Here is a 23,340-nt window from a genome sequence, read left to right on the forward strand (position 1 = left end):
TTGCGCGCGTGGCTTACACTTAATTCACCAGCTTATCCCGAGGGTTGATCATGACCGAGTTGGCGCGCTTGAAGTTCTATGCCACTCAGCCTCATTCCTGCAGTTATCTGCCCGAGGAGCAGGCGACGACGCTGTTTCTCGATCCGAGTCAGCCCATGGATGTGCACGTCTACGCAGACCTGTCGGAAATGGGTTTTCGTCGCAGCGGCGATCATTTGTATCGGCCCCATTGCCAGAATTGCAATGCGTGCGTGCCTGCACGCATCCCGGTGGCGCAGTTCCTGCCCAACCGCCAGCAGAAACGCATTTTCAAACGCAATGCCGATCTGCAGGTACGCCCGGTAAAACCGCACTTCAGCGAAGAATATTTCGATCTGTACCAGCGCTACATCGAGCAGCGCCATGCCGACGGCGACATGTACCCGCCAAGTCGTGACCAGTTCTCGACCTTTCTGGTGCGCGATCTGCCCTTCTCGCGCTTTTATGAATTTCGTCTCGACGGACGGTTACTCGCCGTCGCGGTGACCGATCTGCTGCCCAATGGCTTGTCAGCGGTCTATACCTTCTACGAGCCTGACGAGGAACGCCGCAGCCTGGGGCGTTTCGCAATCCTGTGGCAAATCACCGAAAGCCAGCGCCTGGGGCTAGAGGCGGTGTATCTCGGTTACTGGATCAAGAACTGCAAAAAGATGAACTACAAGACCCAGTATCGCCCCATTGAATTGCTGATTAATCAGCGCTGGGTGATTCTTAACTGATCGCAAGCCGTAAACCCCTTGGCTTAAACCCCCTTTTTCGGGCACAATGCACGCCGCTTTTGCCTGGCGCAGTTGCACCGGGCCATTCATTGGACACCGAGGGCTTTACTGCATGTCGAAAGAAGACAGCTTCGAAATGGAAGGCACTGTCGTCGACACCCTGCCCAACACCATGTTTCGTGTGGAGTTGGAAAATGGGCACGTCGTAACCGCGCATATCTCCGGCAAGATGCGCAAGAACTACATTCGTATTCTTACCGGTGACAAAGTGCGCGTCGAGCTGACGCCCTATGACTTGAGCAAAGGGCGCATCACTTACCGCGCTCGCTAATCAAGTCAATACAAGACGCCCGGCTTTGCCGGGCGTTTTTGTTTGTCTGCGATTTGGGTTTGGGTTTGGGTTTGTGAGCATATCCGTTGCTGCGGGGGTTGCTGATTACGGTTCCGCCCTTACGGCGGGTCACTTTTTCCAAACGCCGAAAAAGTAACCAAAAAGGCTTCCCCCGGCGTACGGCACTTCGCTGAGGCTCAGTGTTCCCTCGCTACGGTGTCCATCAGGGGGCATCGCCTCCGGCTTGCTTCGCTGCACCTCCTCTCGATGGATGCGGCTTCGCCGCATGGCGCTGCGCGCCCACCCCCCTGATGGACACCTTCGCTCGGCCTGCCGAAGGGGCTGAAGATCAAAAGCCACATCAAAAGCCACATCAAAAGCCAAAGCCAAAGCCAAAGCAGATCAAAAGATCACAGCCTTCGGCAGTTCCTACATGGGATTGGGTGTTTTCATTTGGAGTTTGGTCGGCTGACAGGCCGCCTTCGCGAGCAAGCCCGCTCCCACAGTGGATTGGGGTAGGCAGTTGGAGATTGGCAGACTGGTCGGCCGCCATCGCTGGCAGGCCAGCTCCCACAGTTGGAATGGGTGTGTTCAGTTGTAAATGGGTCGGCTGTCAGGCCGCCTTCGCGAGCAAGCCCGCTCCCACAGTTTAGATTGCGTACAGCCCCATGCGGCGAAGCCGCCCACTCAACACAATGAGCGTTAGCTCGAGTACCGCTTTTGATCTGAGGGCCCGTCGGCAGGCTGAGTGGAGGGATTTATCCGGGGGTGGGAGCGCAGCGACCGTTTGGCGCAGCCAAACACAGCGAGAGGAGGTGCAGCGAAGCAAACCGTAGGCGCTGCCCCCCGGATGAATCCCGGAGCGAAGGAACCCGAGCCTAGGCGAGGGCCGAACGTCAGGGCACAGACCTTTTGGTTACTTTTGGGGCGTTTGCCAAAAGTGACCCGCCGTAAGGGCGGAACCCCAAGCAGCCATAACCGCAGCAACGGATATACACCCAAAAACATCAGCCAACAAAAAGGCGCCCGAAGGCGCCCTCTAAACCAACAACCAAGCAGTCAGGCCATCTCCGCCGTAGTCTCGAAGTCAAACGTCAACTCACCATCCTTGATGTCGATGTGCACCACACCGCCATGCTCGGCCAGCTCGCCAAACAGAATCTCCTCCGCCAGCGGACGCTTGATCTTGTCCTGGATCAGACGCGCCATCGGACGTGCGCCCATCGCCGAGTCATAACCACCGGCCGCCAGCCAACTGCGCGCCGCATCGGTAACCTCCAGCAACACACGCTTGTCTTCCAGCTGCGCCTGCAGTTCGGTAAGGAACTTGTCCACCACGCTTTTGATGACCTCATGACTGAGGCGACCAAACTGGATAATGGTGTCCAGACGGTTACGAAACTCCGGCGTGAAGCTCTTCTTGATCACTTCCATCGCATCAGACGAGTGGTCCTGATGAGTGAAGCCGATCGAAGCTCGCGCCGCGGTTTCGGCGCCGGCGTTGGTGGTCATGATCACGATCACGTTGCGGAAATCCGCCTTGCGCCCGTTGTTGTCAGTGAGCGTGCCGTGGTCCATCACCTGCAACAGCAGGTTGAAGACTTCCGGATGCGCCTTCTCGATTTCATCGAGCAGCAATACGCAGTGCGGCTGCTTGGTGATCGCTTCGGTCAACAGACCGCCCTGATCAAAACCGACATAACCCGGAGGCGCACCGATCAGACGCGATACGGTGTGGCGCTCCATGTACTCGGACATGTCGAAGCGCACCAGTTCGATACCCAACGCCTTGGCCAGTTGCCGCGCGGCCTCGGTTTTACCGACACCGGTAGGACCTGCGAACAGGAACGAGCCGACTGGCTTGTCAGGCGACTTAAGGCCGGCGCGGGACAGCTTGATCGCGGTTGACAGCGAATCGATCGCCGCATCCTGACCAAACACCGTCAGCTTCAGGTCGCGCTCCAGGTTACGCAGCAGTTCCTTGTCGGAGCTGGTGACGTGTTTCGGCGGAATCCGCGCGATTTTCGCCACAATGTCTTCAACCTGCGGCACTTCGATGCGCTTGACGCGCATCTCGACCGGCTGCAGGCGCTGATAGGCACCCGCCTCATCGATCACGTCGATGGCCTTGTCCGGCATATGCCGATCATTGATGTAGCGCGATGCCAGTTCAGCAGCGGCGCGCAACGACTCATCGCTGTATTCGATGTTGTGGTGCTGCTCGAAACGCCCTTTCAGGCCGCGCAGGATACCGATGGTGTCTTCCACCGACGGCTCGACAACATCGACCTTCTGGAAGCGTCGTGCCAGCGCACGATCCTTCTCGAAGATGCCACGGAATTCCTGGAACGTGGTCGAGCCGATGCAGCGAATGTCGCCAGACGACAGCAGCGGCTTGAGCAGATTCGAGGCATCCATTACGCCACCGGACGCAGCGCCCGCACCGATGATGGTGTGGATCTCGTCGATGAACAGGATCGCCTGCGGACGTTTTTTCAGTTCATTGAGCAGCGCCTTGAAGCGCTTCTCGAAATCACCGCGATACTTGGTGCCTGCGAGCAGTGCACCGAGGTCGAGCGAATAGACGACGCTGTTGGCCAGCAGATCCGGCACCTGGTTGTCGACAATGCGCTTGGCCAGGCCTTCGGCAATCGCGGTTTTACCCACGCCAGCCTCGCCGACCAGCAACGGATTGTTCTTGCGCCGACGCGCGAGAATCTGCGCGACACGCTCGACTTCCATCTCGCGGCCGACCAGCGGGTCGATCCGACCCTGGCGCGCGAGTTCGTTGAGGTTGCTGGCATAAGCATCCAGCGGATTGCCTGAAGAAGAAGACTCACCGCCCTCGTCGTCCTGCATATCTTGTTCACCTTCAGAGTGATCGCCGTGCCCTGGCACTTTGGAAATGCCGTGGGCGATGTAATTGACGACATCAATGCGCGCAACGCTCTGCTGTTTCAGCAGGAATACGGCCTGACTCTCTTGCTCACTGAAGATTGCAACCAGCACGTTGGCGCCGGTTACTTCGCGTTTGCCCGAGCTCTGCACATGGAAGACAGCACGTTGCAGTACACGCTGGAAGCCCAGGGTTGGCTGGGTTTCGCGATCTTCGTCGTGGACGGGGATCAATGGCGTGGTGGAGTCGATGAACTCCTGCAGGTCGTGCTTGAGTTTGTCGAGGTTTGCGCCGCAGGCACGCAATACGGTGGCGGCAGCCTCATTGTCCAATAGGGCCAGCAGCAGGTGTTCGACGGTCATGAATTCATGACGCTTCGAACGAGCCTCCTTGAAGGCAAGATTGAGGGTGACTTCGAGCTCGCGGTTTAACATAGCTTCACCTCATACCCAAGTGGTCGGCGATTAACCGTCCTTCTCGATTTCACAGAGTAGCGGATGCTGGCTTTCCCTGGCGTACTGGTTGACCTGCATGGCCTTTGTCTCGGCGATGTCGCGGGTAAACACTCCACATACTGCCCGTCCTTCTGTGTGAACGGCCAGCATGACCTTGGTCGCCAGCTCGCGATTCAGGTTAAAAAACACCTCGAGCACTTCGACGACGAAATCCATCGGTGTGTAGTCATCGTTGAACAAAACCACCTTGTACATCGGCGGCGCCTGTAACGCAGGCTTTGCTTCCTGAACAGCAACGCCTGCCGAATCGTCGTCGTGCTCCTGTGGATGATCCTTTTGGAGAAGCGGGCGATCCTGATTGAATGTTAGTCGAATCTGGCTGATTGCATGCATGGAAAGAAAGGTTCGTCAGTTGTGCAAATACAGTGGTGGGGGCGGCTGTACACCTTTTCAACTCCGACTGCCCGGTCACCTTGACTATCGGGAAAACGGTGTTACAACCAATAGAGCCCACAGTGGGTAAAAAAGATCCGCGGAGTCAATCCTTTTAACGGATTAGATTGCGGATGTCCTGGATGATACTCCAGCGATGGAGTCTGTTGCAGAGGGATTTGAGCATGGCTGTCGGCAAGGTCAAGTGGTTCAACAATGCCAAGGGATTCGGCTTCATCAACACCGATGCCCGGGAAGGACGTGACGAGGACGGCAAAGAGGTCGATTTCTTTGCGCATTATTCGGCCATTGAGATGGACGGGTATAAAACTCTCAAGGCCGGGCAGATCGTCAGTTTCGACATCGTCCAGGGGCCCAAAGGCCTGCACGCGGTAAAGATCAAAGCGGCAACCGTGGCAGGCGAAACGGCTATGCATGCCCCTCATACAGAAACGGTATCAGGCTGACTCAACCGTCACCCGGTCATGAAAAAACCGCCCGAAGGCGGTTTTTTTGTGCCTGCACGATTTACATGTGCTTGATGATCGCCTCACCGAAGCCCGAAGAAGACACCAGCGTGGCGCCTTCCATCAGACGTTCGAAGTCATAGGTCACGGTCTTGGCCTTGATGGCGCCGTTGGTGCCCTTGATGATGAGATCCGCCGCTTCGGTCCAGCCCAGATGACGCAACATCATCTCGGCCGACAGAATCACCGAGCCCGGGTTGACCTGGTCCTTGCCGGCGTACTTCGGCGCGGTACCGTGGGTCGCCTCGAACATGGCCACGGTGTCGGACAGGTTGGCGCCCGGCGCGATACCGATACCGCCCACTTCCGCCGCCAGGGCGTCGGAGAGGTAGTCACCGTTGAGGTTCAACGTGGCGATCACGTCGTACTCGGCTGGACGCAGCAGGATTTGCTGAAGCATGGCGTCGGCGATGGCGTCCTTGACGATGACTTCACGGCCGGTTTTCGGGTTCTTGAATTTCATCCATGGGCCGCCATCGAGCAGCTCGGCGCCGAATTCTTCCTTCGCCACCTCGTAGCCCCAGTCCTTGAAGGCACCTTCGGTGAATTTCATGATGTTGCCCTTGTGCACGATGGTCAGCGACTTGCGGTCGTTGTCCACCACGTATTGCAGGGCCTTGCGCACCAGACGTTTGGTGCCTTCCTTGGAAACAGGCTTGATGCCGATACCGCAATCCTGGTCGAAACGGATCTTGGTGACGCCCATTTCTTCTTTCAGAAACTTGATGACCTTGGTGGCCTCAGGGGAGCCGGCCTTCCATTCGATACCGGCATAAATGTCTTCGGAGTTCTCGCGAAAAATCACCATGTCGACGTCGCCAGGCTTTTTCACCGGGCTTGGCACACCTTCGAACCACACCACGGGACGCAGGCAGACATAAAGGTCGAGTTGCTGGCGCAGGGCTACGTTGAGGGAGCGGATGCCACCACCGACCGGGGTGGTCAGCGGGCCCTTGATGGAGACCACGTAATCCTTGACGGCGTCCAGGGTTTCCTGGGGCAGCCAGGTGTCTTGGTCATAGACTTGAGTCGCTTTTTCGCCAGCATAAACCTCCATCCAGGAAATCTTGCGCTTGCCCCCATAGGCCTTGGCCACGGCAGCATCAACCACTTTGATCATCACCGGGCTGACGTCGACGCCAATGCCGTCACCTTCAATGAAGGGGATGATCGGGTTATCAGGAACATTGAGAGAATGGTCTGCATTGACGGTGATTTTGTCGCCGACGGCTGGAACCTGAATCTTCTTGTAACCCATGCTGAACTCCATTGTTTGGATTGAACATCTGGCTTGGTTCGAGCGTAACCCAGTTAAATCAACACGCAAACCCTCTGTTCACGGCGCGGCCACATCTGGTTTCGTACAAGCCTGAAAGCAAAGGGAAAAGCGCCAAACTCAAGCATTCGCAGCGACTCTACGCCCCACCCGCCCCTGCGACCTTTAGACCAATGGACGAGAATCGTTGCATATGAACCATCGGCAGATTGCCAGCTACCTATGTATAATGCCGCCCGCTGACCAAAGGGTCACGACGGCTGGCCTCTCTAGCACGAGACTTTCCGCCTGATTGGTCGGGTTGTTACCGCAGTCCGACTGCTTGACGCTCTACTGATGCACCCAACATCACCGCGAAGAATCTCGACATTCGGTTCATGGATGACTTTGAACGAACGCGCTTACCCGGCGCCCCTCGAGTTTCTGCGCACGCTTTAGCAAAGAAGAGAGAGTTAATCCGAATATGCCCACCCGCTCGAAGATCATCTATACCTTCACCGACGAAGCTCCAGCCCTCGCCACCTATTCCCTGCTGCCGATCATCGAGGCTTACACCGCCTCGGCCGATATCGCCGTGGAAACCCGCGATATCTCTCTTGCAGCACGCATCCTGGCCAGCTTCCCCGAGCAACTGGGCGACAAAGCCGTAGCCGACCACCTCGCCGAACTGGGCGACCTGGCCGTTACGCCTGAAGCCAACATCATCAAGCTGCCGAACATCAGTGCTTCGGTGCCTCAGCTGCAAGCGGCGATCAAAGAGCTGCAAGCCCAGGGTTACAACCTGCCGGACTACCCGGAAACCGTGACCAACGACGCCGAAAAAGAAGCCAAGGCGCGTTACGACAAGGTCAAGGGCAGCGCCGTAAACCCGGTTCTGCGTGAAGGCAACTCCGACCGCCGCGCTCCGCTGTCGGTCAAGAACTACGCGCGCAAGCACCCGCACAAAATGGGCGCCTGGGCCAAAGACTCCAAATCCCACGTCGCTCACATGAGCACCGGCGATTTCTACGGCAGCGAAAAAGCTGCCCTGATCGACGCCGCTGACGCTGTGAAAATCGAGCTAATCGCCAAAGACGGCACCGCGACCGTCCTGAAAGAAAAAACCAGCGTTCAGGCTGGCGAGATCCTCGACTGCGCCGTGATGAGCAAAAACGCTCTGCGCGCGTTCATCGCCGCTGAAATCGAAAGCGCCAAGGCGCAAGGCGTGCTGCTCTCGGTGCACCTGAAAGCGACCATGATGAAGGTCTCCGACCCGATCATGTTCGGCCAGATCGTTGCCGAGTTCTATAAAGACGCCCTGACCAAGCACGCTGATGTGCTGGCCCAGATCGGCTTCAACCTGAACAACGGTATCGGCGACCTGTACGCGCGCATCAAGGCCCTGCCGGCCGAGCAGCAAGCACAGATCGAAGCTGACATCGCGGCGGTCTACGCTGCTCGCCCATCGCTGGCGATGGTCAACTCCGACAAGGGCATTACCAACCTGCACGTGCCAAGCGACGTCATCGTCGACGCCTCGATGCCAGCAATGATCCGCGACTCCGGCAAGATGTGGGGCACCGACGGTCAGCTGCACGACACCAAGGCTGTGATCCCGGATCGTTGCTACGCAACCATCTACCAGGCTGTGATCGAAGATTGCAAAGCCAATGGCGCGTTCGATCCGACCACCATGGGCAGCGTGCCAAACGTTGGCCTGATGGCGAAGAAAGCCGAAGAGTACGGTTCGCACGACAAGACCTTCCAGATCAAGGCTGACGGCGTGGTTCGCGTTACCGACAGCAAGGGCAACCTGCTGATGGAACAGGCTGTCGAAGCCGGCGACATCTTCCGCATGTGCCAGACCAAAGACGCGCCGATCCAGGACTGGGTCAAACTGGCCGTCAACCGTGCTCGCGCCAGCAGCACCCCGGCGATCTTCTGGCTGGACCCGATGCGCGCCCACGACGGTGTAGTGATCGAGAAGGTTCAGGCTTACCTGAAGGATCACGACACCAGCGGTCTGGACATCCAGATCATGGCGCCGGTCGATGCCATGAAGTACACCCTGCAGCGCACCCGCGAAGGCAAGGACACCATCTCGGTGACCGGCAACGTACTGCGCGACTACCTGACCGACCTGTTCCCGATCATGGAACTGGGCACCAGCGCCAAGATGCTGTCGATCGTGCCGCTGATGAACGGCGGTGGCCTGTTCGAAACCGGCGCCGGCGGTTCGGCGCCGAAGCACGTGCAGCAACTGGTTGAAGAGAACTTCCTGCGCTGGGATTCGCTGGGCGAATTCCTGGCTCTGGCAGCCTCCCTTGAGCATTTGGGTGTGAACTACAACAACCCGAAAGCGCTGGTTCTGTCGAAAACCCTGGATCAGGCCACCGGCCAGTTCCTCGACAACAACAAGTCGCCATCGCGCAAGGTCGGCAACATCGACAACCGCGGCAGCCACTTCTACCTGGCGCTGTACTGGGCTCAGGCCCTGGCCGCCCAGACCGAAGACGCTGCACTGCAAGCGCAGTTCGCTACCCTGGCCAAAACCCTGACCGAGAACGAGGCGACCATCGTTGCCGAGCTCAACGCCGTGCAGGGCAAGCCAGTGGACATCGGTGGTTACTACCACGCCGACGCCGAACTGATCAGCAAGGCCATGCGCCCAAGCGCAACCTTCAACGCGGCGATTGCTGCGCTGGTTTAAGCTTGTAATGCTGCAAAGAAGCCCCGGCCCAGTGCCGGGGTTTCTGTTTCCAAATACAACACGAACCCCCTGTGGGAGCGGGCTTGCTCGCGAATGCGGTTTATCATTCAACATCGTCATTGACTGACCCACCGCTTTCGCGAGCAAGCTCGCTCCCACAGGGGATTGGGGTTTAACCAATAGATTGAGGAAGATTTATGGAATGGCTCCCCCACATCACCGTCGCCACCATCGTCGAAGACAACGGCCGCTTCCTGATGGTCGAAGAGCACAAAGCCGGGCGTAATGTGCTCAACCAGCCCGCCGGCCACCTGGACCCGAACGAGACCCTGATCGACGCCGCCATCCGCGAAACCCTTGAGGAAACCGGCTGGGACGTCGAACCCACCGGCGTGATCGGCATTTATCTGTATACCGCGCCGAGCAACGGCGTGACGTATCAACGCGTGTGCTTCAGCGCCAAAGCGGTGAAACATCACCCGGACTATCAACTCGACGACGGCATCGTCGGCGCCAAGTGGTTGACCCGTAGCGAATTAATCGCTCAGCGCGACAACTGGCGCAGCGAGCTGATCATCCGCTGCATCGACGACTATCTGGCCGGTCATCACTTCAGTCTCGAACTGATCCGCCCTTCTCTTTAGCCTTGAGGCCGTGAGCCTGCTAGAATCGCGTCCTTTTTCAAGACACTCATTGAATCCCTATGCGTGATCCAGCCCCTTCTGACACATCCAAGAAGCGCGTCATTGTCGGCATGTCCGGCGGCGTGGACTCTTCCGTTTCCGCTCTCCTGCTGATCGAGCAGGGTTACGAGGTGGAAGGCCTGTTCATGAAGAACTGGGAAGAAGACGACGGAACGGAATACTGCACCGCCATGGACGACCTGGCGGATGCCCAGGCCGTGTGCGACAAGATCGGCATCAAGCTGCACACCGCCAACTTCGCCGCCGAGTACTGGGACAACGTGTTCGAGCACTTCCTGGCCGAATACAAGGCCGGTCGCACGCCGAACCCGGACATCCTGTGCAACCGCGAGATCAAGTTCAAGGCGTTCCTCGACTACGCCATGATGCTTGGCGCCGACCTGATCGCCACCGGCCACTACGTGCGCCGTCGCGACATCGATGGTCGTACCGAACTGCTCAAGGGCCTCGATCCGAACAAGGACCAGAGCTACTTCCTGCACGCTGTCGGCGGCGAACAGATCGCCAAGACCCTGTTCCCGGTCGGTGAACTGGAAAAGCCCGAAGTGCGCGCCATTGCCGAGAAATACGAGCTGGCGACCGCCAAGAAGAAGGATTCCACCGGGATCTGCTTCATCGGCGAGCGACGTTTCAGCGATTTCCTCAAGCAATACCTGCCGGCGCAACCGGGCGAGATCAAGACCACCGAAGGCGAAGTCATCGGCCGTCACCACGGCTTGATGTACCACACCATCGGTCAGCGTCAGGGCCTGGGCATTGGCGGCCTGAAAGATGCCGGCGACGAGCCGTGGTACGTGCTGCGCAAGGATCTGGACAGCAACGAGCTGATCGTCGGCCAGGGCAACAACCATCCGTGGCTGTTCTCCAGCGCCCTGCTCGCTTCGGAAATCTACTGGGTCAATCCGATCGACCTGAGCCAGCCGCTGCGCCTGACCGCCAAAGTGCGTTATCGCCAGAGCGATCAGGCTTGCACCCTGGAAAAAACCGCCAGCGGCTACCGCGCGGTGTTCGACGAACCGCAACGCGCGGTGACCCCGGGCCAGTCCGTGGTGTTCTACGACGGTGAGATCTGCCTCGGTGGCGGCGTGATCGAAGTTGCCGAGCCGTGGAGCGGCCAGGCATGAGCCCGACTCAGGAGCAACTGACGGCGCTGGGCGGGGTGTTTCTCGCCGCCGTGCTGGTCGACCGCATAGCCAAGACCGGCCAGACCAGCGAGGCCGGCCTGAGCTGCATGCTCGGCAGCCTGCTGGTACGCGACCCGAAGGACACACTGGACGTGTACGGCGGCGACGACCTCAATCTGCGCGAGGGTTATCGGGCATTGATCGGCGCCCTCGAGCGCGACCCGAGCACCCTGCAACGCGAACCGCTGCGCTATGCCCTGTCGATGCTCGGCCTGGAACGCCAATTGGCCAAACGTGACGACATGCTCGACACCATTGGCAAACGCCTGCCGCAGATCCAGTCGCAGGTCGAACACTTCGGCCCGGCTCACGAAAACGTGATCGCCGCCTGCGGTGCGCTGTATCAGGACACCCTGAGCACCCTGCGCCAGCGGATTCAGGTGCATGGCGACATGCGCAACCTGCAGCAACCGAGCAACGCCTCGAAGATCCGCGCCCTGCTGCTGGCCGGCATCCGTTCGGCACGCCTGTGGCGACAGCTCGGCGGCCACCGCTGGCAGTTGGTGATCAGCCGGCGCAAGCTGCTCAAAGAGCTGTATCCGTTGATGCGCAGCGAGTAAATCGTCGCGCAATAAAAGTTTTGTAGTCTGTAGCGCGTAATACGCCGGTCAGTTGGCAACGGACCGGCGGATTTTTTCATGTATGATACGCGCCCCATTTCGTTGCCCGACTGTCCGAGAACACCCCATGCAGCTCTCTTCGCTCACTGCGGTTTCCCCTGTTGACGGCCGCTACGCCGGCAAAACCCAGGCCCTGCGCCCGATTTTCAGCGAGTACGGCCTGATCCGTGCCCGCGTCCTGGTTGAAGTGCGCTGGCTCCAGCGCCTGGCCGCCCACGCCGGTATCCCGGAAGTGCCAGCCTTCTCCGCCGAGGCCAACGCCGTTCTCAATGAACTGGCTGAAAACTTCTCGCTGGAGCACGCCGAGCGCGTCAAAGAGATCGAGCGCACCACCAACCACGACGTCAAGGCGATCGAATACCTGCTCAAGGAGCAGGCGGCCAAGCTACCGGAGCTGGCCAAGGTCAGCGAGTTCATCCACTTTGCCTGCACCAGTGAAGACATCAACAACCTGTCCCACGCCCTGATGCTGCGCGAAGGCCGTGACGACGTGATGCTGCCGCTGATGCGCCAGACTGCCAACGCCATCCGCGAACTGGCGATCCGTTTCGCCGACGTGCCGATGCTGTCGCGCACCCACGGCCAACCGGCCTCCCCGACTACTCTGGGTAAAGAGCTGGCGAACGTGGTTTACCGTCTCGAGCGTCAGATCGCTCAAGTCGCTGCCGTGCCGCTGCTGGGCAAGATCAACGGCGCCGTAGGCAACTACAACGCGCACCTGTCGGCCTACCCGCAGATCGACTGGGAAGCCAACGCCCGCGCCTTCATCGAAGACGAACTGGGCCTGGGCTTCAACCCGTACACCACGCAGATCGAACCGCATGACTACATCGCCGAGCTGTTCGACGCGATCGCGCGCTTCAACACCATCCTGATCGACTTCGACCGTGACATCTGGGGCTACATTTCCCTGGGTTATTTCAAACAGCGCACCATCGCTGGCGAAATCGGTTCGTCGACCATGCCGCACAAGGTCAACCCGATCGACTTCGAAAACTCCGAAGGCAACCTGGGCATCGCCAACGCACTGTTCCAGCACCTGGCGAGCAAACTGCCAATTTCCCGCTGGCAGCGCGACCTGACCGACTCCACCGTACTGCGCAACCTCGGTGTGGGCTTCGCTCACAGCGTGATCGCCTACGAAGCCAGCCTCAAAGGCATCAGCAAGCTTGAGCTGAACGCCGACAAGATCGCTGCCGATCTGGACGCTTGCTGGGAAGTATTGGCCGAGCCGATCCAGACCGTGATGCGCCGCTACAACATCGAAAACCCGTACGAAAAGCTCAAAGAACTGACCCGCGGCAAGGGCATCAGCCCTGAAGCGCTGCAGACTTTCATCGACGGCCTGGACATGCCAGCCGAAGCGAAAGCCGAGCTGAAACAGCTGACCCCGGCCAACTACATCGGCAACGCTGTGGCGCAAGCCAAACGCATCTGATTCACCGCTTGACCCGTTTGAGACGCCCGGCCGCGCCGGGCGTTTTTATTCCCGTCTGAAAAATGCTTTTTTTCAATAGGTTACACATGAATCCTGATACTCCTCTTCAACTTCTGGGCGGTCTCACGGCGCGCGAATTCATGCGCGATTACTGGCAGAAAAAGCCGCTGCTGATCCGTCAGGCCATCCCTGACTTCGAAAGCCCGATCGACGCCGACGAGCTGGCCGGCCTGGCCCTGGAAGAAGAGGTCGAGTCGCGCCTGGTGATCGAGCACGGCGAGCGCCCGTGGGAGCTGCGTCGCGGCCCGTTCGCCGAAGACGAATTCAGCAAGCTGCCGGAAAAAGAGTGGACCCTGCTCGTTCAGGCCGTTGACCAATTCGTCCCGGAAGTCAGCGAACTGCTGGAAAACTTCCGCTTCCTGCCGAGCTGGCGCGTCGATGACGTGATGATCAGCTTCGCCGCCCCAGGTGGCAGCGTCGGTCCGCACTTCGACAATTACGACGTATTCCTGCTGCAGGGCCACGGCCAGCGCAACTGGAAGATCGGCCAGATGTGCGACTCCGAGAGCCCGCTGCTGCAACACGCGGATCTGCGCATCCTCGCCGAATTCCACGAGACCGAAGAATGGGTGCTGGAACCGGGCGACATGCTTTACCTGCCACCGCGCCTGGCCCACTGCGGTGTCGCCGTCGACAACTGCATGACCTACTCGGTTGGCTTCCGCGCCCCGAGCGCCTCAGAAGTACTGACCCACTTCACCGACTTCCTCAGCCAGTTCCTGACTGACGAAGAACGCTACACCGACGCCGATGCGAAGCCGGTCAGCGATGATCCGCATCAGATCCAGCACGACGCACTCGGCCGCCTGAAAAGCCTGCTCGCCGAGCACATGAGCGACGAGCGCCTGCTGCTGACCTGGTTCGGCCAGTACATGACCGAGCCGCGCTACCCGGAACTGGTGGTCGGCCCGGAAGACGTTGAAGAAGATGACTTCCTCAACGCCCTGCAGGACGGCGCCGTGCTGATCCGCAACCCGAGCGCGCGTCTGGCCTGGTCGGAAGTCGATGACGACCTGCTGCTGTTCGCCAGTGGCCAGAGCCGTTACCTGCCGGGCAAGCTGCGCGAGCTGCTGAAGATGATCTGCGCCGCCGATGCGCTGCACGTCGACAACCTCGGCGAGTGGCTGAACGACGAAGACGGTCGCGGCCTGCTGTGCGAACTGGTCAAACAAGGCAGCCTGGGATTTGCCGATGAATAAGATTCGCGTACGTGTCGCAGACTGGCAAAAGGACAACGCCGAGATCCGGCGCATTCGTGAAACGGTGTTCATCGCCGAACAATCGGTGCCACCCGAGCTTGAATGGGACGCCGATGACGCGACCGCCGTGCATTTTCTGGCGTTCGAAGGCGACTTTCCGATCGGTACCGCCCGCCTGTTGCCCGACGGGCACATTGGCCGGGTGTCGGTACTGAAGGACTGGCGCGGGATGAAGGTGGGCGACGCGCTGATGCAAGCGGTCATCGCCGAAGCCGAAGCCCGCGGCCTGCAGCAGCAGATGCTCAGCGCCCAGGTACAGGCCACGGCGTTCTATGAGCGCCTGGGCTTCAGCCTGGTCAGCGAGGAATTCCTCGAAGCCGGGATTCCGCATGTCGATATGGTTCGCCATTCGGCCTGAGCGGCAGAAATCTTGTGATCTTTGGAGATCCTGTGGTGAGGGGATTTATCCCCGATGGACTGCGAAGCAGGCCCAAGGTTTTTTGGGGCCGCTCCGCGCCCCATCGGGGATAAATCCCCTCACTACAAAGGCTCTTGAGCACCCTCTCAAAACGCCCTGCCATTTTCGGATGCCGGGGCGTTTTGCTGTCTACGATTCAACTTGCCCCACCCCGGGCCGACAAACTGGCAATATCAAGCCTTTCGAAAGCGGAGATAACGGACATGTCCCTACGCACCCTGCTCACCACCCTGCTGCTCGGTTGCAGTTTTTCGGTGATGGCAGCCACAGAAATCGTGCCTCTCAAGTACCGCACCAGCGCCGACATGTTGCCGATGGCGCAAGACTTTATCGGCAAGGACGGTCAGGTCAGCGCCTATGGCAACCAACTGATCATCAAGGCCGAGCCGGACAAGATTCAGGAACTCAAAGCGCTGATTACCCAGCTCGATACTGCGCCCAAACGCCTGTTGATCACGGTTGATACCAATGAAAACAACCAGCAGAACACTGGCGACCAACAGACCCGGATCATCAACTACAGCACCGCCAGCCGTGACGGCGGCATCCAGCAGATTCAGGCCAGCGAGGGCGCGCCGGCGCTGATTCAGGTCGGCCAAAGTGTGCCGATCACCAGCAGCCAGACCAACTCCTACGGCGATTACAGTAGCCAGACCCAATACCGCAACGTCACTCAAGGCTTCTACGTCACCGCCAGCGTCACCGGCGACATCGTTCACCTGGCAATCAGTACCAACCGTGACCGCATGAGCCAGGAACGTCCCGATGTAGTGAACGTGCAAAGTACCGACACAACGGTCAGCGGACGCCTGGGCGAATGGATCACCCTCGCCGGCGTAAATCGCCAGACTCAGGCCGACAAACAGGGCCTGACCCGCAGCTACTCGACTCAAGGCCGAGATGACATGACTTTACGGGTCAAAGTCGACGCCCTGGACTAAAGCACCGAAAACTGACTGATTAGTCGTATTAGACGAAAGATGTAGTGCTTGAAAAAAAGCACTACAAAACGTTTGACGGGTTAAAAAAGCGAAGGCATGATGGCCTCGCTCCCGCTAATCAGAGGCCCTGGCAAGGGCCTTCGAAGCGATGTTCGCACCTACCCCGCGAACCGCTTCGTGTCTGTACCGCCCACAAGGTGTGTTTGACGAGGTTGCCGACTGGAACGAAGTTGTCCCGAGGGACGGAAGCGTAATTAGGTAACCCGGCTTCACGCTGTAGACCGTATAAAGGCCCACGACGCCCGAATGCGCCCGCAGTCCGCCACTACCTGCTCACTTCCCCTCGAGCCCATCGTTCATCCCGTCGCCTCCCCCGCCGAATCCGACTTGACCACCTAAGCTTCTGGTCAGCGAGCGCAGGAATTTTCCACCGCAGAACAACTTTTCATAAAGACGCGACGAGGTTTATCTCCATGGCACTGACACGCGAACAGCAAATTGCAGCCCTTGAAAAAGACTGGGCTGAAAACCCGCGCTGGAAAGGCGTGACTCGCACTTATTCCGCTGCTGACGTCGTCCGTCTGCGTGGCTCGGTTCAACCTGAGCACACCTTTGCGAAAATGGGCGCCGAGAAGCTGTGGAACCTGGTGACCCAGGGTGCCAAGCCGTCCTTCCGCCCAGAGAAAGATTTCGTCAACTGCATGGGCGCCCTGACCGGTGGCCAGGCTGTTCAGCAGGTCAAGGCCGGTATCCAGGCGATCTACCTGTCGGGCTGGCAGGTGGCTGCGGACAACAACTCCGCAGAATCGATGTACCCGGACCAGTCGCTGTACCCGGTGGACTCGGTGCCAACCGTGGTCAAGCGCATCAACAACTCGTTCCGTCGTGCTGACCAGATCCAGTGGAAGGCCGGCAAGAACCCGGGCGACGAAGGCTACATCGACTACTTCGCGCCAATCGTGGCTGACGCTGAAGCCGGTTTCGGCGGCGTACTGAACGCCTACGAGCTGATGAAGAGCATGATCGAAGCAGGCGCCGCCGGCGTTCACTTCGAAGACCAACTGGCTTCCGTGAAAAAATGCGGCCACATGGGCGGCAAGGTACTGGTTCCAACTCAGGAAGCCGTACAGAAGCTGACCGCTGCTCGTCTGGCGGCTGACGTTGCCGGCACGCCGACCATCATCCTGGCGCGTACCGACGCCAACGCGGCTGACCTGCTGACTTCGGACTGCGATCCGTACGACCAGCCGTTCGTGACAGGCGAGCGTACTCAGGAAGGCTTCTACAAGGTACGTGCCGGTCTGGATCAGGCGATTGCCCGTGGCCTGGCCTACGCACCGTACGCCGACCTGATCTGGTGCGAAACCGCCAAACCGGATCTGGAAGAAGCCCGTCGCTTCGCTGAAGCGATCAAGAAGGAATACCCGGACCAACTGCTGTCGTACAACTGCTCGCCTTCCTTCAACTGGAAGAAAAACCTGGACGACGCGACCATCGCCAAATTCCAGCGCGAACTGTCCGCCATGGGCTACAAGCACCAGTTCATCACCCTGGCCGGCATTCACAACATGTGGCACAGCATGTTCAACCTGGCGCACGACTACGCCCGCAACGACATGACTGCCTACGTGAAGCTGCAGGAGCAGGAATTCGCTGACGCCGCCAAGGGTTACACCTTCGTGGCTCACCAGCAGGAAGTGGGCACCGGCTACTTCGACGACATGACCACCGTGATTCAGGGTGGCTCGTCCTCGGTGACCGCGCTGACCGGTTCGACCGAAGAAGAACAGTTCCACTGATTCGGCTTCGCTGAGCAAACGGCCTTTGCGGATCGTATAGAAAGCTAACCGCAAAGCCGCAAAACTGACGCCCCGACTGGTTCGGGGCGTTTTTTTTGCGCGCCGATTCCCCAAACACCCCCCCCCTGTGGGAGCGGGCTTGCTCGCGAATGCGAAGTGTCAGCTTGCACATGCGCGACTGACCCACCGCATTCGCGAGCAAGCCCGCTCCCACAGGTTTGACGCCCGCCGCGCGACAAAACATTGATCCAGACCAGTACTCAGGTCAGAAAAATCAGCTAAAACGGGCGCCACCGCTACTTGCAGTAACAGGCATATAAGACAACTTTCTGTTTACTGCGCCGCTAAACAGTTACAAAACCACTCCAAACGATATCAATTATCATTTAGCCGCAACTATGTTCGTTACATTCTCTACAAAACATTATTTGCATAAACCCGGCTAATGCCCGCAACGCATGGGCTGCAGGGCATTGGAGGTACGCTATGTCCTTATTCCAATAAATAATTTCGCTATAGGAATTTTACTTGCCGGGTGTTTAGCCATAAAATCAGCGCGATTGATTGCTGCGACATATCGTCACTGCCTATTTCTTTATCAAGCTCAGAGACCTTTGCTCTCTGTTAAGGATTACCAGCATGCCCGAAGCGACAGGACTCATGGCCCACAACTGGGGCTTTGCCATTTTCCTTCTGGGTGTCGTCGGCCTGTGTGCCTTCATGCTTGGCGTCTCCAGCCTCCTCGGGTCAAAAGCCTGGGGCCGCAGCAAAAACGAACCGTTCGAGTCCGGCATGCTACCTACAGGTGGCGCCCGCTTGCGGCTCTCAGCCAAATTCTATCTGGTCGCGATGCTGTTCGTGATCTTCGATATCGAAGCCCTCTTTCTCTTTGCATGGTCTGTGTCCGTCCGCGAAAGCGGCTGGACCGGATTCGTCGAAGCTCTCGTTTTCATAGCAATTCTGTTGGCAGGTCTTGTCTACCTGTTCCGAGTGGGCGCCCTTGACTGGGCTCCGGAAGCTCGTCGCAAGCGGCAGGCGAAGCTGAAACAATGAGGCTTTGGCAATGCAATACAATCTCACCAGAATCGACCCCGATGCTCCTAACGAGCAGTATCCGATCGGCGAACGGGAAACCGTTTCCGATCCGTTAGAGGATCAAGTTCACAAAAACATTTTCATGGGCAAGCTCGAAGACGTGCTGAGTGGCGCGGTCAACTGGGGGCGTAAAAACTCCCTGTGGCCGTACAACTTCGGCCTTTCGTGCTGCTACGTGGAAATGACCACCGCCTTCACGGCGCCCCACGACATCGCGCGCTTTGGCGCCGAAGTTATCCGGGCATCACCGCGTCAGGCCGACTTCATGGTTATCGCCGGTACCTGCTTCATCAAGATGGCGCCGATCATTCAGCGTCTCTACGAGCAGATGCTCGAGCCTAAGTGGGTTATCTCCATGGGTTCGTGCGCCAACTCCGGTGGCATGTACGACATCTACTCCGTGGTTCAAGGGGTGGACAAGTTCCTGCCCGTGGACGTCTACGTACCTGGCTGCCCGCCTCGTCCAGAAGCATTCCTTCAAGGCTTGATGCTGTTGCAGGAATCGATTGGACAGGAGCGTCGTCCGCTTTCCTGGGTCGTTGGCGACCAAGGCGTTTATCGCGCCGACATGCCTTCGCAAAAGGAACAGCGCCGCGAACAGCGAATCGCAGTCACCAATCTGCGCAGCCCTGACGAAGTCTGATCCAGTCTGTTTCAAAGAAACGAGAAGCTGGCTTCATTCTTTACGTTGACCGAAAGCGAAAAAATAACCATGACTACAGGCAGCGCTCTGTACATCCCGCCTTATAAGGCAGACGACCAGGATGTGGTCGTCGAATTGAACAACCGTTTTGGCGCCGAAGCGTTCACCGCTCAGTCGACCCGCACCGGCATGCCGGTGCTGTGGGTGGCGCGCGCCAGACTTGTCGAAGTCCTGACCTTCCTGCGCAACCTGCCCAAGCCGTACGTCATGCTCTATGACCTGCACGGCGTGGACGAGCGCCTGCGCACCAAGCGTCAAGGGCTGCCATCGGGCGCCGACTTCACCGTGTTCTATCACCTCATGTCGCTTGAGCGTAATAGTGACGTGATGATCAAAGTCGCCTTGTCCGAAAGCGACCTGAGCTTGCCGACCGTCACCAGCATCTGGCCGAACGCCAACTGGTACGAGCGTGAAGTCTGGGACATGTTCGGCATCGACTTCAAAGGCCACCCGCACCTGTCGCGCATCATGATGCCGCCGACCTGGGAAGGTCACCCGCTGCGCAAGGACTTCCCGGCGCGCGCCACCGAATTCGATCCGTTCAGCCTCAACCTCGCCAAGCAGCAGCTTGAGGAAGAAGCCGCGCGCTTCCGTCCTGAAGACTGGGGCATGAAGCGTTCCGGGGCCAACGAGGACTACATGTTCCTCAACCTGGGCCCGAACCACCCTTCGGCTCACGGTGCGTTCCGCATCATTCTGCAACTCGATGGTGAAGAGATCGTCGACTGCGTACCGGACATCGGTTACCACCACCGTGGTGCCGAGAAGATGGCCGAGCGTCAGTCCTGGCACAGTTTCATCCCGTACACCGACCGTATCGACTACCTCGGCGGCGTGATGAACAACCTGCCGTACGTGCTCTCGGTCGAGAAGCTGGCCGGCATCAAGGTCCCGGAGAAGGTCGACGTCATCCGCATCATGATGGCCGAGTTCTTCCGGATCACCAGCCACCTGCTGTTCCTGGGGACCTACATCCAGGACGTCGGCGCCATGACTCCGGTGTTCTTCACCTTCACCGACCGCCAGAAGGCGTACACGGTGATCGAAGCCATCACCGGTTTCCGTCTGCACCCGGCCTGGTACCGCATCGGTGGCGTCGCCCACGACCTGCCGCGCGGCTGGGACAAACTGGTGAAAGACTTCGTTGAGTGGCTGCCAAAGCGCCTCGACGAGTACACCAAGGCTGCCCTGCAGAACAGCATCCTCAAAGGCCGGACCATCGGCGTCGCGCAGTACAACACCAAAGAAGCCCTGGAATGGGGCGTCACCGGTGCCGGCCTGCGTTCGACCGGTTGCGACTTCGACCTGCGTAAAGCGCGCCCATACTCCGGCTACGAGAACTTCGAATTCGAAGTACCGCTGGCCGCCAACGGCGATGCCTACGATCGCTGCATGGTCCGCGTCGAAGAGATGCGCCAGAGCATCAAGATCATCGACCAGTGCATGCGCAACATGCCGGAAGGCCCGTACAAGGCGGATCATCCGCTGACCACGCCGCCGCCGAAAGAGCGCACGCTGCAGCACATCGAAACCCTGATCACGCACTTCCTGCAAGTTTCGTGGGGTCCGGTCATGCCGGCCAACGAATCCTTCCAGATGATCGAAGCGACCAAGGGCATCAACAGTTATTACCTGACGAGCGACGGCGGCACCATGAGCTACCGTACCCGGATCCGTACTCCGAGCTTCCCGCACCTGCAGCAGATCCCTTCGGTGATCAAAGGCAGCATGGTCGCGGACTTGATTGCGTACCTGGGTAGTATCGACTTCGTTATGGCCGACGTGGACCGCTAAGCATGAACAGCACGCTTATCCAGACAGACCGTTTCACCTTGAGTGAAACCGAGCGCTCGGCCATCGAGCACGAGCTGCATCACTACGAAGACCCGCGCGCGGCGTCGATCGAAGCCCTGAAGATCGTTCAGAAGGAACGCGGCTGGGTGCCGGATGGCGCCCTGTACGCGATCGGCGAGATCCTCGGCATCCCGGCCAGCGACGTTGAAGGCGTGGCGACGTTCTACAGCCAGATCTTCCGTCAGCCGGTCGGCCGTCACATCATTCGCGTCTGCGACAGCATGGTCTGCTACATCGGCGGCCACGAGTCGGTGGTCAGCGAAATCCAGAACAATCTGGGCATCGGCCTGGGTCAGACCACCGCCGACGGTCGTTTCACCCTGCTGCCTGTCTGCTGCCTCGGCAACTGCGACAAGGCACCGGCGCTGATGATCGACGACGACACCTTTGGCGACGTGCAGCCTGCCGGCGTGGCCAAACTGCTCGAGGGCTACGTATGACCCTGACATCTTTCGGTCCTGCCAACCGCATCAAGCGTTCGGCCGAGACTCACCCGCTGACCTGGCGTCTGCGTGACGACGGCGAAGCCGTGTGGCTCGACGAATACCAGGCCAAGAACGGTTACGCCGCTGCGCGCAAAGCCTTCGCCGACATGGCTCAGGACGACATCGTCCAGACCGTGAAAGACGCCGGCCTCAAAGGTCGCGGCGGTGCAGGCTTCCCCACTGGCGTGAAGTGGGGCCTGATGCCCAAGGACGAATCCATCAACATCCGCTACCTGCTGTGCAACGCGGACGAGATGGAGCCGAACACCTGGAAAGACCGCATGCTGATGGAGCAACTGCCCCATCTGCTGATCGAAGGCATGCTGATCAGTGCCCGCGCACTGAAAACCTACCGTGGCTACATCTTCCTGCGTGGCGAGTACACCACCGCCGCCAAGCACTTGAACCGTGCCGTGGAAGAAGCCAAGGCTGCGGGCCTGCTGGGCAAGAACATTCTGGGCAGCGGTTTCGATTTCGAACTGTTCGTCCACACCGGCGCCGGACGTTACATCTGCGGTGAAGAAACCGCACTGATCAACTCCCTCGAAGGCCGCCGCGCCAACCCGCGCTCCAAGCCGCCCTTCCCTGCCGCCGTCGGCGTGTGGGGCAAGCCGACCTGCGTGAACAACGTGGAAACCCTGTGCAACGTGCCGGCGATCATTGCCGACGGCGTGGACTGGTACAAATCGTTGGCCCGCGAAGGCAGCGAAGACATGGGCACCAAGCTCATGGGCTTCTCCGGCAAGGTCAAGAATCCGGGCCTGTGGGAACTGCCATTCGGCGTCACCGGTCGCGAGCTGTTCGAAGACTACGCCGGCGGCATGCGCGACGGTTACAAGCTCAAGGCCTGGCAGCCAGGTGGCGCCGGTACCGGTTTCCTGTTGCCGGAACACCTCGACGCACAGATGTACGCCGGCGGCATCGCCAAAGTGGGCACCCGGATGGGTACCGGCCTGGCGATGGCGGTGGACGACAGCGTCAACATGGTCTCCTTGCTGCGCAACATGGAGCAGTTCTTCGCTCGCGAATCCTGCGGCTTCTGCACCCCGTGCCGTGATGGCCTGCCATGGAGCGTCAAGCTCTTGATGGCCATCGAAGAAGGCCGTGGTCAGCCAGGCGACATCGAGACCTTGCTGGGTCTGGTCGGCTTCCTCGGCCCAGGCAAGACCTTTTGTGCTCACGCACCGGGTGCCGTGGAGCCGTTGGGCAGTGCCATCAAATACTTCCGTCCAGAGTTCGAAGCCGGTATCGCGCCTGCAAGCGCCGCCGTCCCGCCTCTGGCAAGGCCGATCGTAATCGGCGCGTAAACGCTTAAAAAGGCGAAGGGTCCGTGCCCTTCGCCTTTCGTCCGATGACGCCTTTCGGGGCTGACTGGATTCGGACGGATAACAAGATTCCATTAGCCACGCCCGCTGA

Annotated in this window: 20 protein-coding genes and 1 pseudogene; 17 read left to right on the forward strand and 4 right to left on the reverse strand. The window is 59.2% G+C overall.

Annotation, left to right across the window (positions count from 1 at the left end; all coding sequences use genetic code 11):
- Positions 1-50 precede the first annotated feature (50 nt).
- Both M0808_RS17615 and infA read left to right on the forward strand, forming a co-directional pair.
- A complete protein-coding gene (locus M0808_RS17615) occupies positions 51-758 on the forward strand; it encodes an arginyltransferase (RefSeq protein ID WP_027614671.1) in 708 nt (235 codons plus the stop codon).
- A 112-nt stretch (positions 759-870) separates the two neighbouring features.
- Complete coding sequence (infA, locus tag M0808_RS17620) at positions 871-1,089, forward strand: translation initiation factor IF-1 (protein ID WP_002553999.1); 219 nt, start codon at positions 871-873, stop codon at positions 1,087-1,089.
- 1,059 nt (positions 1,090-2,148) lie between these two features.
- On the opposite strand, the gene clpA is transcribed toward infA, so the two are convergent.
- The gene (clpA, locus tag M0808_RS17625; RefSeq protein WP_097088113.1) at positions 2,149-4,419 is read right to left on the reverse strand and encodes an ATP-dependent Clp protease ATP-binding subunit ClpA; all 2,271 of its coding nucleotides are present in this window, start codon (positions 4,417-4,419) and stop codon (positions 2,149-2,151) included.
- 30 nt (positions 4,420-4,449) lie between these two features.
- Positions 4,450-4,833, reverse strand: a complete 384-nt coding sequence (gene clpS, locus M0808_RS17630; RefSeq protein ID WP_098968154.1) for an ATP-dependent Clp protease adapter ClpS — start codon at positions 4,831-4,833, stop codon at positions 4,450-4,452.
- A gap of 224 nt (positions 4,834-5,057) precedes the next feature.
- Between clpS and M0808_RS17635 the strand changes: the two genes are divergently transcribed.
- Entirely contained in the window at positions 5,058-5,339 is a 282-nt protein-coding gene (locus M0808_RS17635; protein WP_123588532.1) for a cold shock domain-containing protein, read from the forward strand.
- Positions 5,340-5,400: 61 nt separating this feature from the next.
- Here M0808_RS17635 and icd read toward each other — a convergent pair whose 3' ends face one another.
- Positions 5,401-6,657 carry an NADP-dependent isocitrate dehydrogenase gene (icd, locus tag M0808_RS17640; RefSeq protein WP_003223831.1) on the reverse strand — a complete coding sequence of 419 codons (1,257 nt, stop codon included), beginning with the start codon at positions 6,655-6,657 and terminating at the stop codon, positions 5,401-5,403.
- A gap of 481 nt (positions 6,658-7,138) precedes the next feature.
- Between icd and M0808_RS17645 the strand changes: the two genes are divergently transcribed.
- Positions 7,139-9,364, forward strand: coding sequence for an NADP-dependent isocitrate dehydrogenase (locus M0808_RS17645; RefSeq protein WP_247842021.1), 2,226 nt, complete (start codon positions 7,139-7,141; stop codon positions 9,362-9,364).
- 69 nt (positions 9,365-9,433) lie between these two features.
- Here M0808_RS17645 and M0808_RS17650 read toward each other — a convergent pair.
- Positions 9,434-9,559 (reverse strand): annotated as a pseudogene (locus M0808_RS17650) (metal ABC transporter ATP-binding protein); the annotation flags it as partial.
- 2 nt (positions 9,560-9,561) lie between these two features.
- On the opposite strand from M0808_RS17650, the gene M0808_RS17655 reads away from it, so the two are divergent.
- The 13 genes from M0808_RS17655 (at position 9,562) to nuoF (ending at position 23,231) form a co-directional block, all read left to right on the forward strand.
- Complete coding sequence (locus tag M0808_RS17655; protein WP_007964846.1) at positions 9,562-10,008, forward strand: NUDIX hydrolase; 447 nt, start codon at positions 9,562-9,564, stop codon at positions 10,006-10,008.
- 59 nt (positions 10,009-10,067) lie between these two features.
- Positions 10,068-11,192, forward strand: coding sequence for a tRNA 2-thiouridine(34) synthase MnmA (gene mnmA / locus M0808_RS17660; RefSeq protein WP_007920201.1), 1,125 nt, complete (start codon positions 10,068-10,070; stop codon positions 11,190-11,192).
- On the forward strand, positions 11,189-11,812 hold the full coding sequence (gene hflD, locus M0808_RS17665) for a high frequency lysogenization protein HflD (protein WP_003223824.1): 624 nt from the start codon (positions 11,189-11,191) through the stop codon (positions 11,810-11,812). The genes mnmA and hflD overlap by 4 nt, the downstream gene beginning before the upstream one ends.
- A gap of 127 nt (positions 11,813-11,939) precedes the next feature.
- The gene (purB, locus tag M0808_RS17670) at positions 11,940-13,310 is read left to right on the forward strand and encodes an adenylosuccinate lyase (RefSeq protein ID WP_027614666.1); all 1,371 of its coding nucleotides are present in this window, start codon (positions 11,940-11,942) and stop codon (positions 13,308-13,310) included.
- 86 nt (positions 13,311-13,396) lie between these two features.
- Positions 13,397-14,569 carry a cupin domain-containing protein gene (locus tag M0808_RS17675; RefSeq protein WP_003223820.1) on the forward strand — a complete coding sequence of 391 codons (1,173 nt, stop codon included), beginning with the start codon at positions 13,397-13,399 and terminating at the stop codon, positions 14,567-14,569.
- Positions 14,562-14,987: a GNAT family N-acetyltransferase gene (locus M0808_RS17680; RefSeq protein WP_003223818.1), complete on the forward strand. Its 426-nt coding sequence runs from the start codon at positions 14,562-14,564 to the stop codon at positions 14,985-14,987. Before M0808_RS17675 ends, M0808_RS17680 begins: the two co-directional genes overlap by 8 nt.
- Positions 14,988-15,250: 263 nt before the next feature.
- Positions 15,251-15,988 carry a secretin N-terminal domain-containing protein gene (locus tag M0808_RS17685; RefSeq protein ID WP_247842022.1) on the forward strand — a complete coding sequence of 246 codons (738 nt, stop codon included), beginning with the start codon at positions 15,251-15,253 and terminating at the stop codon, positions 15,986-15,988.
- Positions 15,989-16,461: 473 nt separating this feature from the next.
- A complete protein-coding gene (gene aceA / locus M0808_RS17690; protein WP_003223815.1) occupies positions 16,462-17,787 on the forward strand; it encodes an isocitrate lyase in 1,326 nt (441 codons plus the stop codon).
- Between the two features lie 639 nt (positions 17,788-18,426).
- Positions 18,427-18,840, forward strand: a complete 414-nt coding sequence (locus M0808_RS17695) for an NADH-quinone oxidoreductase subunit A (protein WP_003223812.1) — start codon at positions 18,427-18,429, stop codon at positions 18,838-18,840.
- 10 nt (positions 18,841-18,850) lie between these two features.
- Positions 18,851-19,525, forward strand: coding sequence for an NADH-quinone oxidoreductase subunit B (locus tag M0808_RS17700; RefSeq protein ID WP_003223809.1), 675 nt, complete (start codon positions 18,851-18,853; stop codon positions 19,523-19,525).
- A 69-nt stretch (positions 19,526-19,594) separates the two neighbouring features.
- Positions 19,595-21,379 (forward strand): NADH-quinone oxidoreductase subunit C/D, encoded by a 1,785-nt coding sequence (nuoC, locus tag M0808_RS17705; RefSeq protein WP_003223807.1) that lies wholly within the window; start codon positions 19,595-19,597, stop codon positions 21,377-21,379.
- A 2-nt stretch (positions 21,380-21,381) separates the two neighbouring features.
- On the forward strand, positions 21,382-21,879 hold the full coding sequence (nuoE, locus tag M0808_RS17710; protein ID WP_003223804.1) for an NADH-quinone oxidoreductase subunit NuoE: 498 nt from the start codon (positions 21,382-21,384) through the stop codon (positions 21,877-21,879).
- Positions 21,876-23,231: an NADH-quinone oxidoreductase subunit NuoF gene (gene nuoF / locus M0808_RS17715; protein ID WP_041073222.1), complete on the forward strand. Its 1,356-nt coding sequence runs from the start codon at positions 21,876-21,878 to the stop codon at positions 23,229-23,231. Before nuoE ends, nuoF begins: the two co-directional genes overlap by 4 nt.
- The last annotated feature ends 109 nt before the right edge of the window (positions 23,232-23,340 follow it).

This window comes from Pseudomonas sp. MWU12-3103b, from assembly GCF_023100615.1.
Lineage (GTDB): Bacteria > Pseudomonadota > Gammaproteobacteria > Pseudomonadales > Pseudomonadaceae > Aquipseudomonas > Aquipseudomonas putida_A.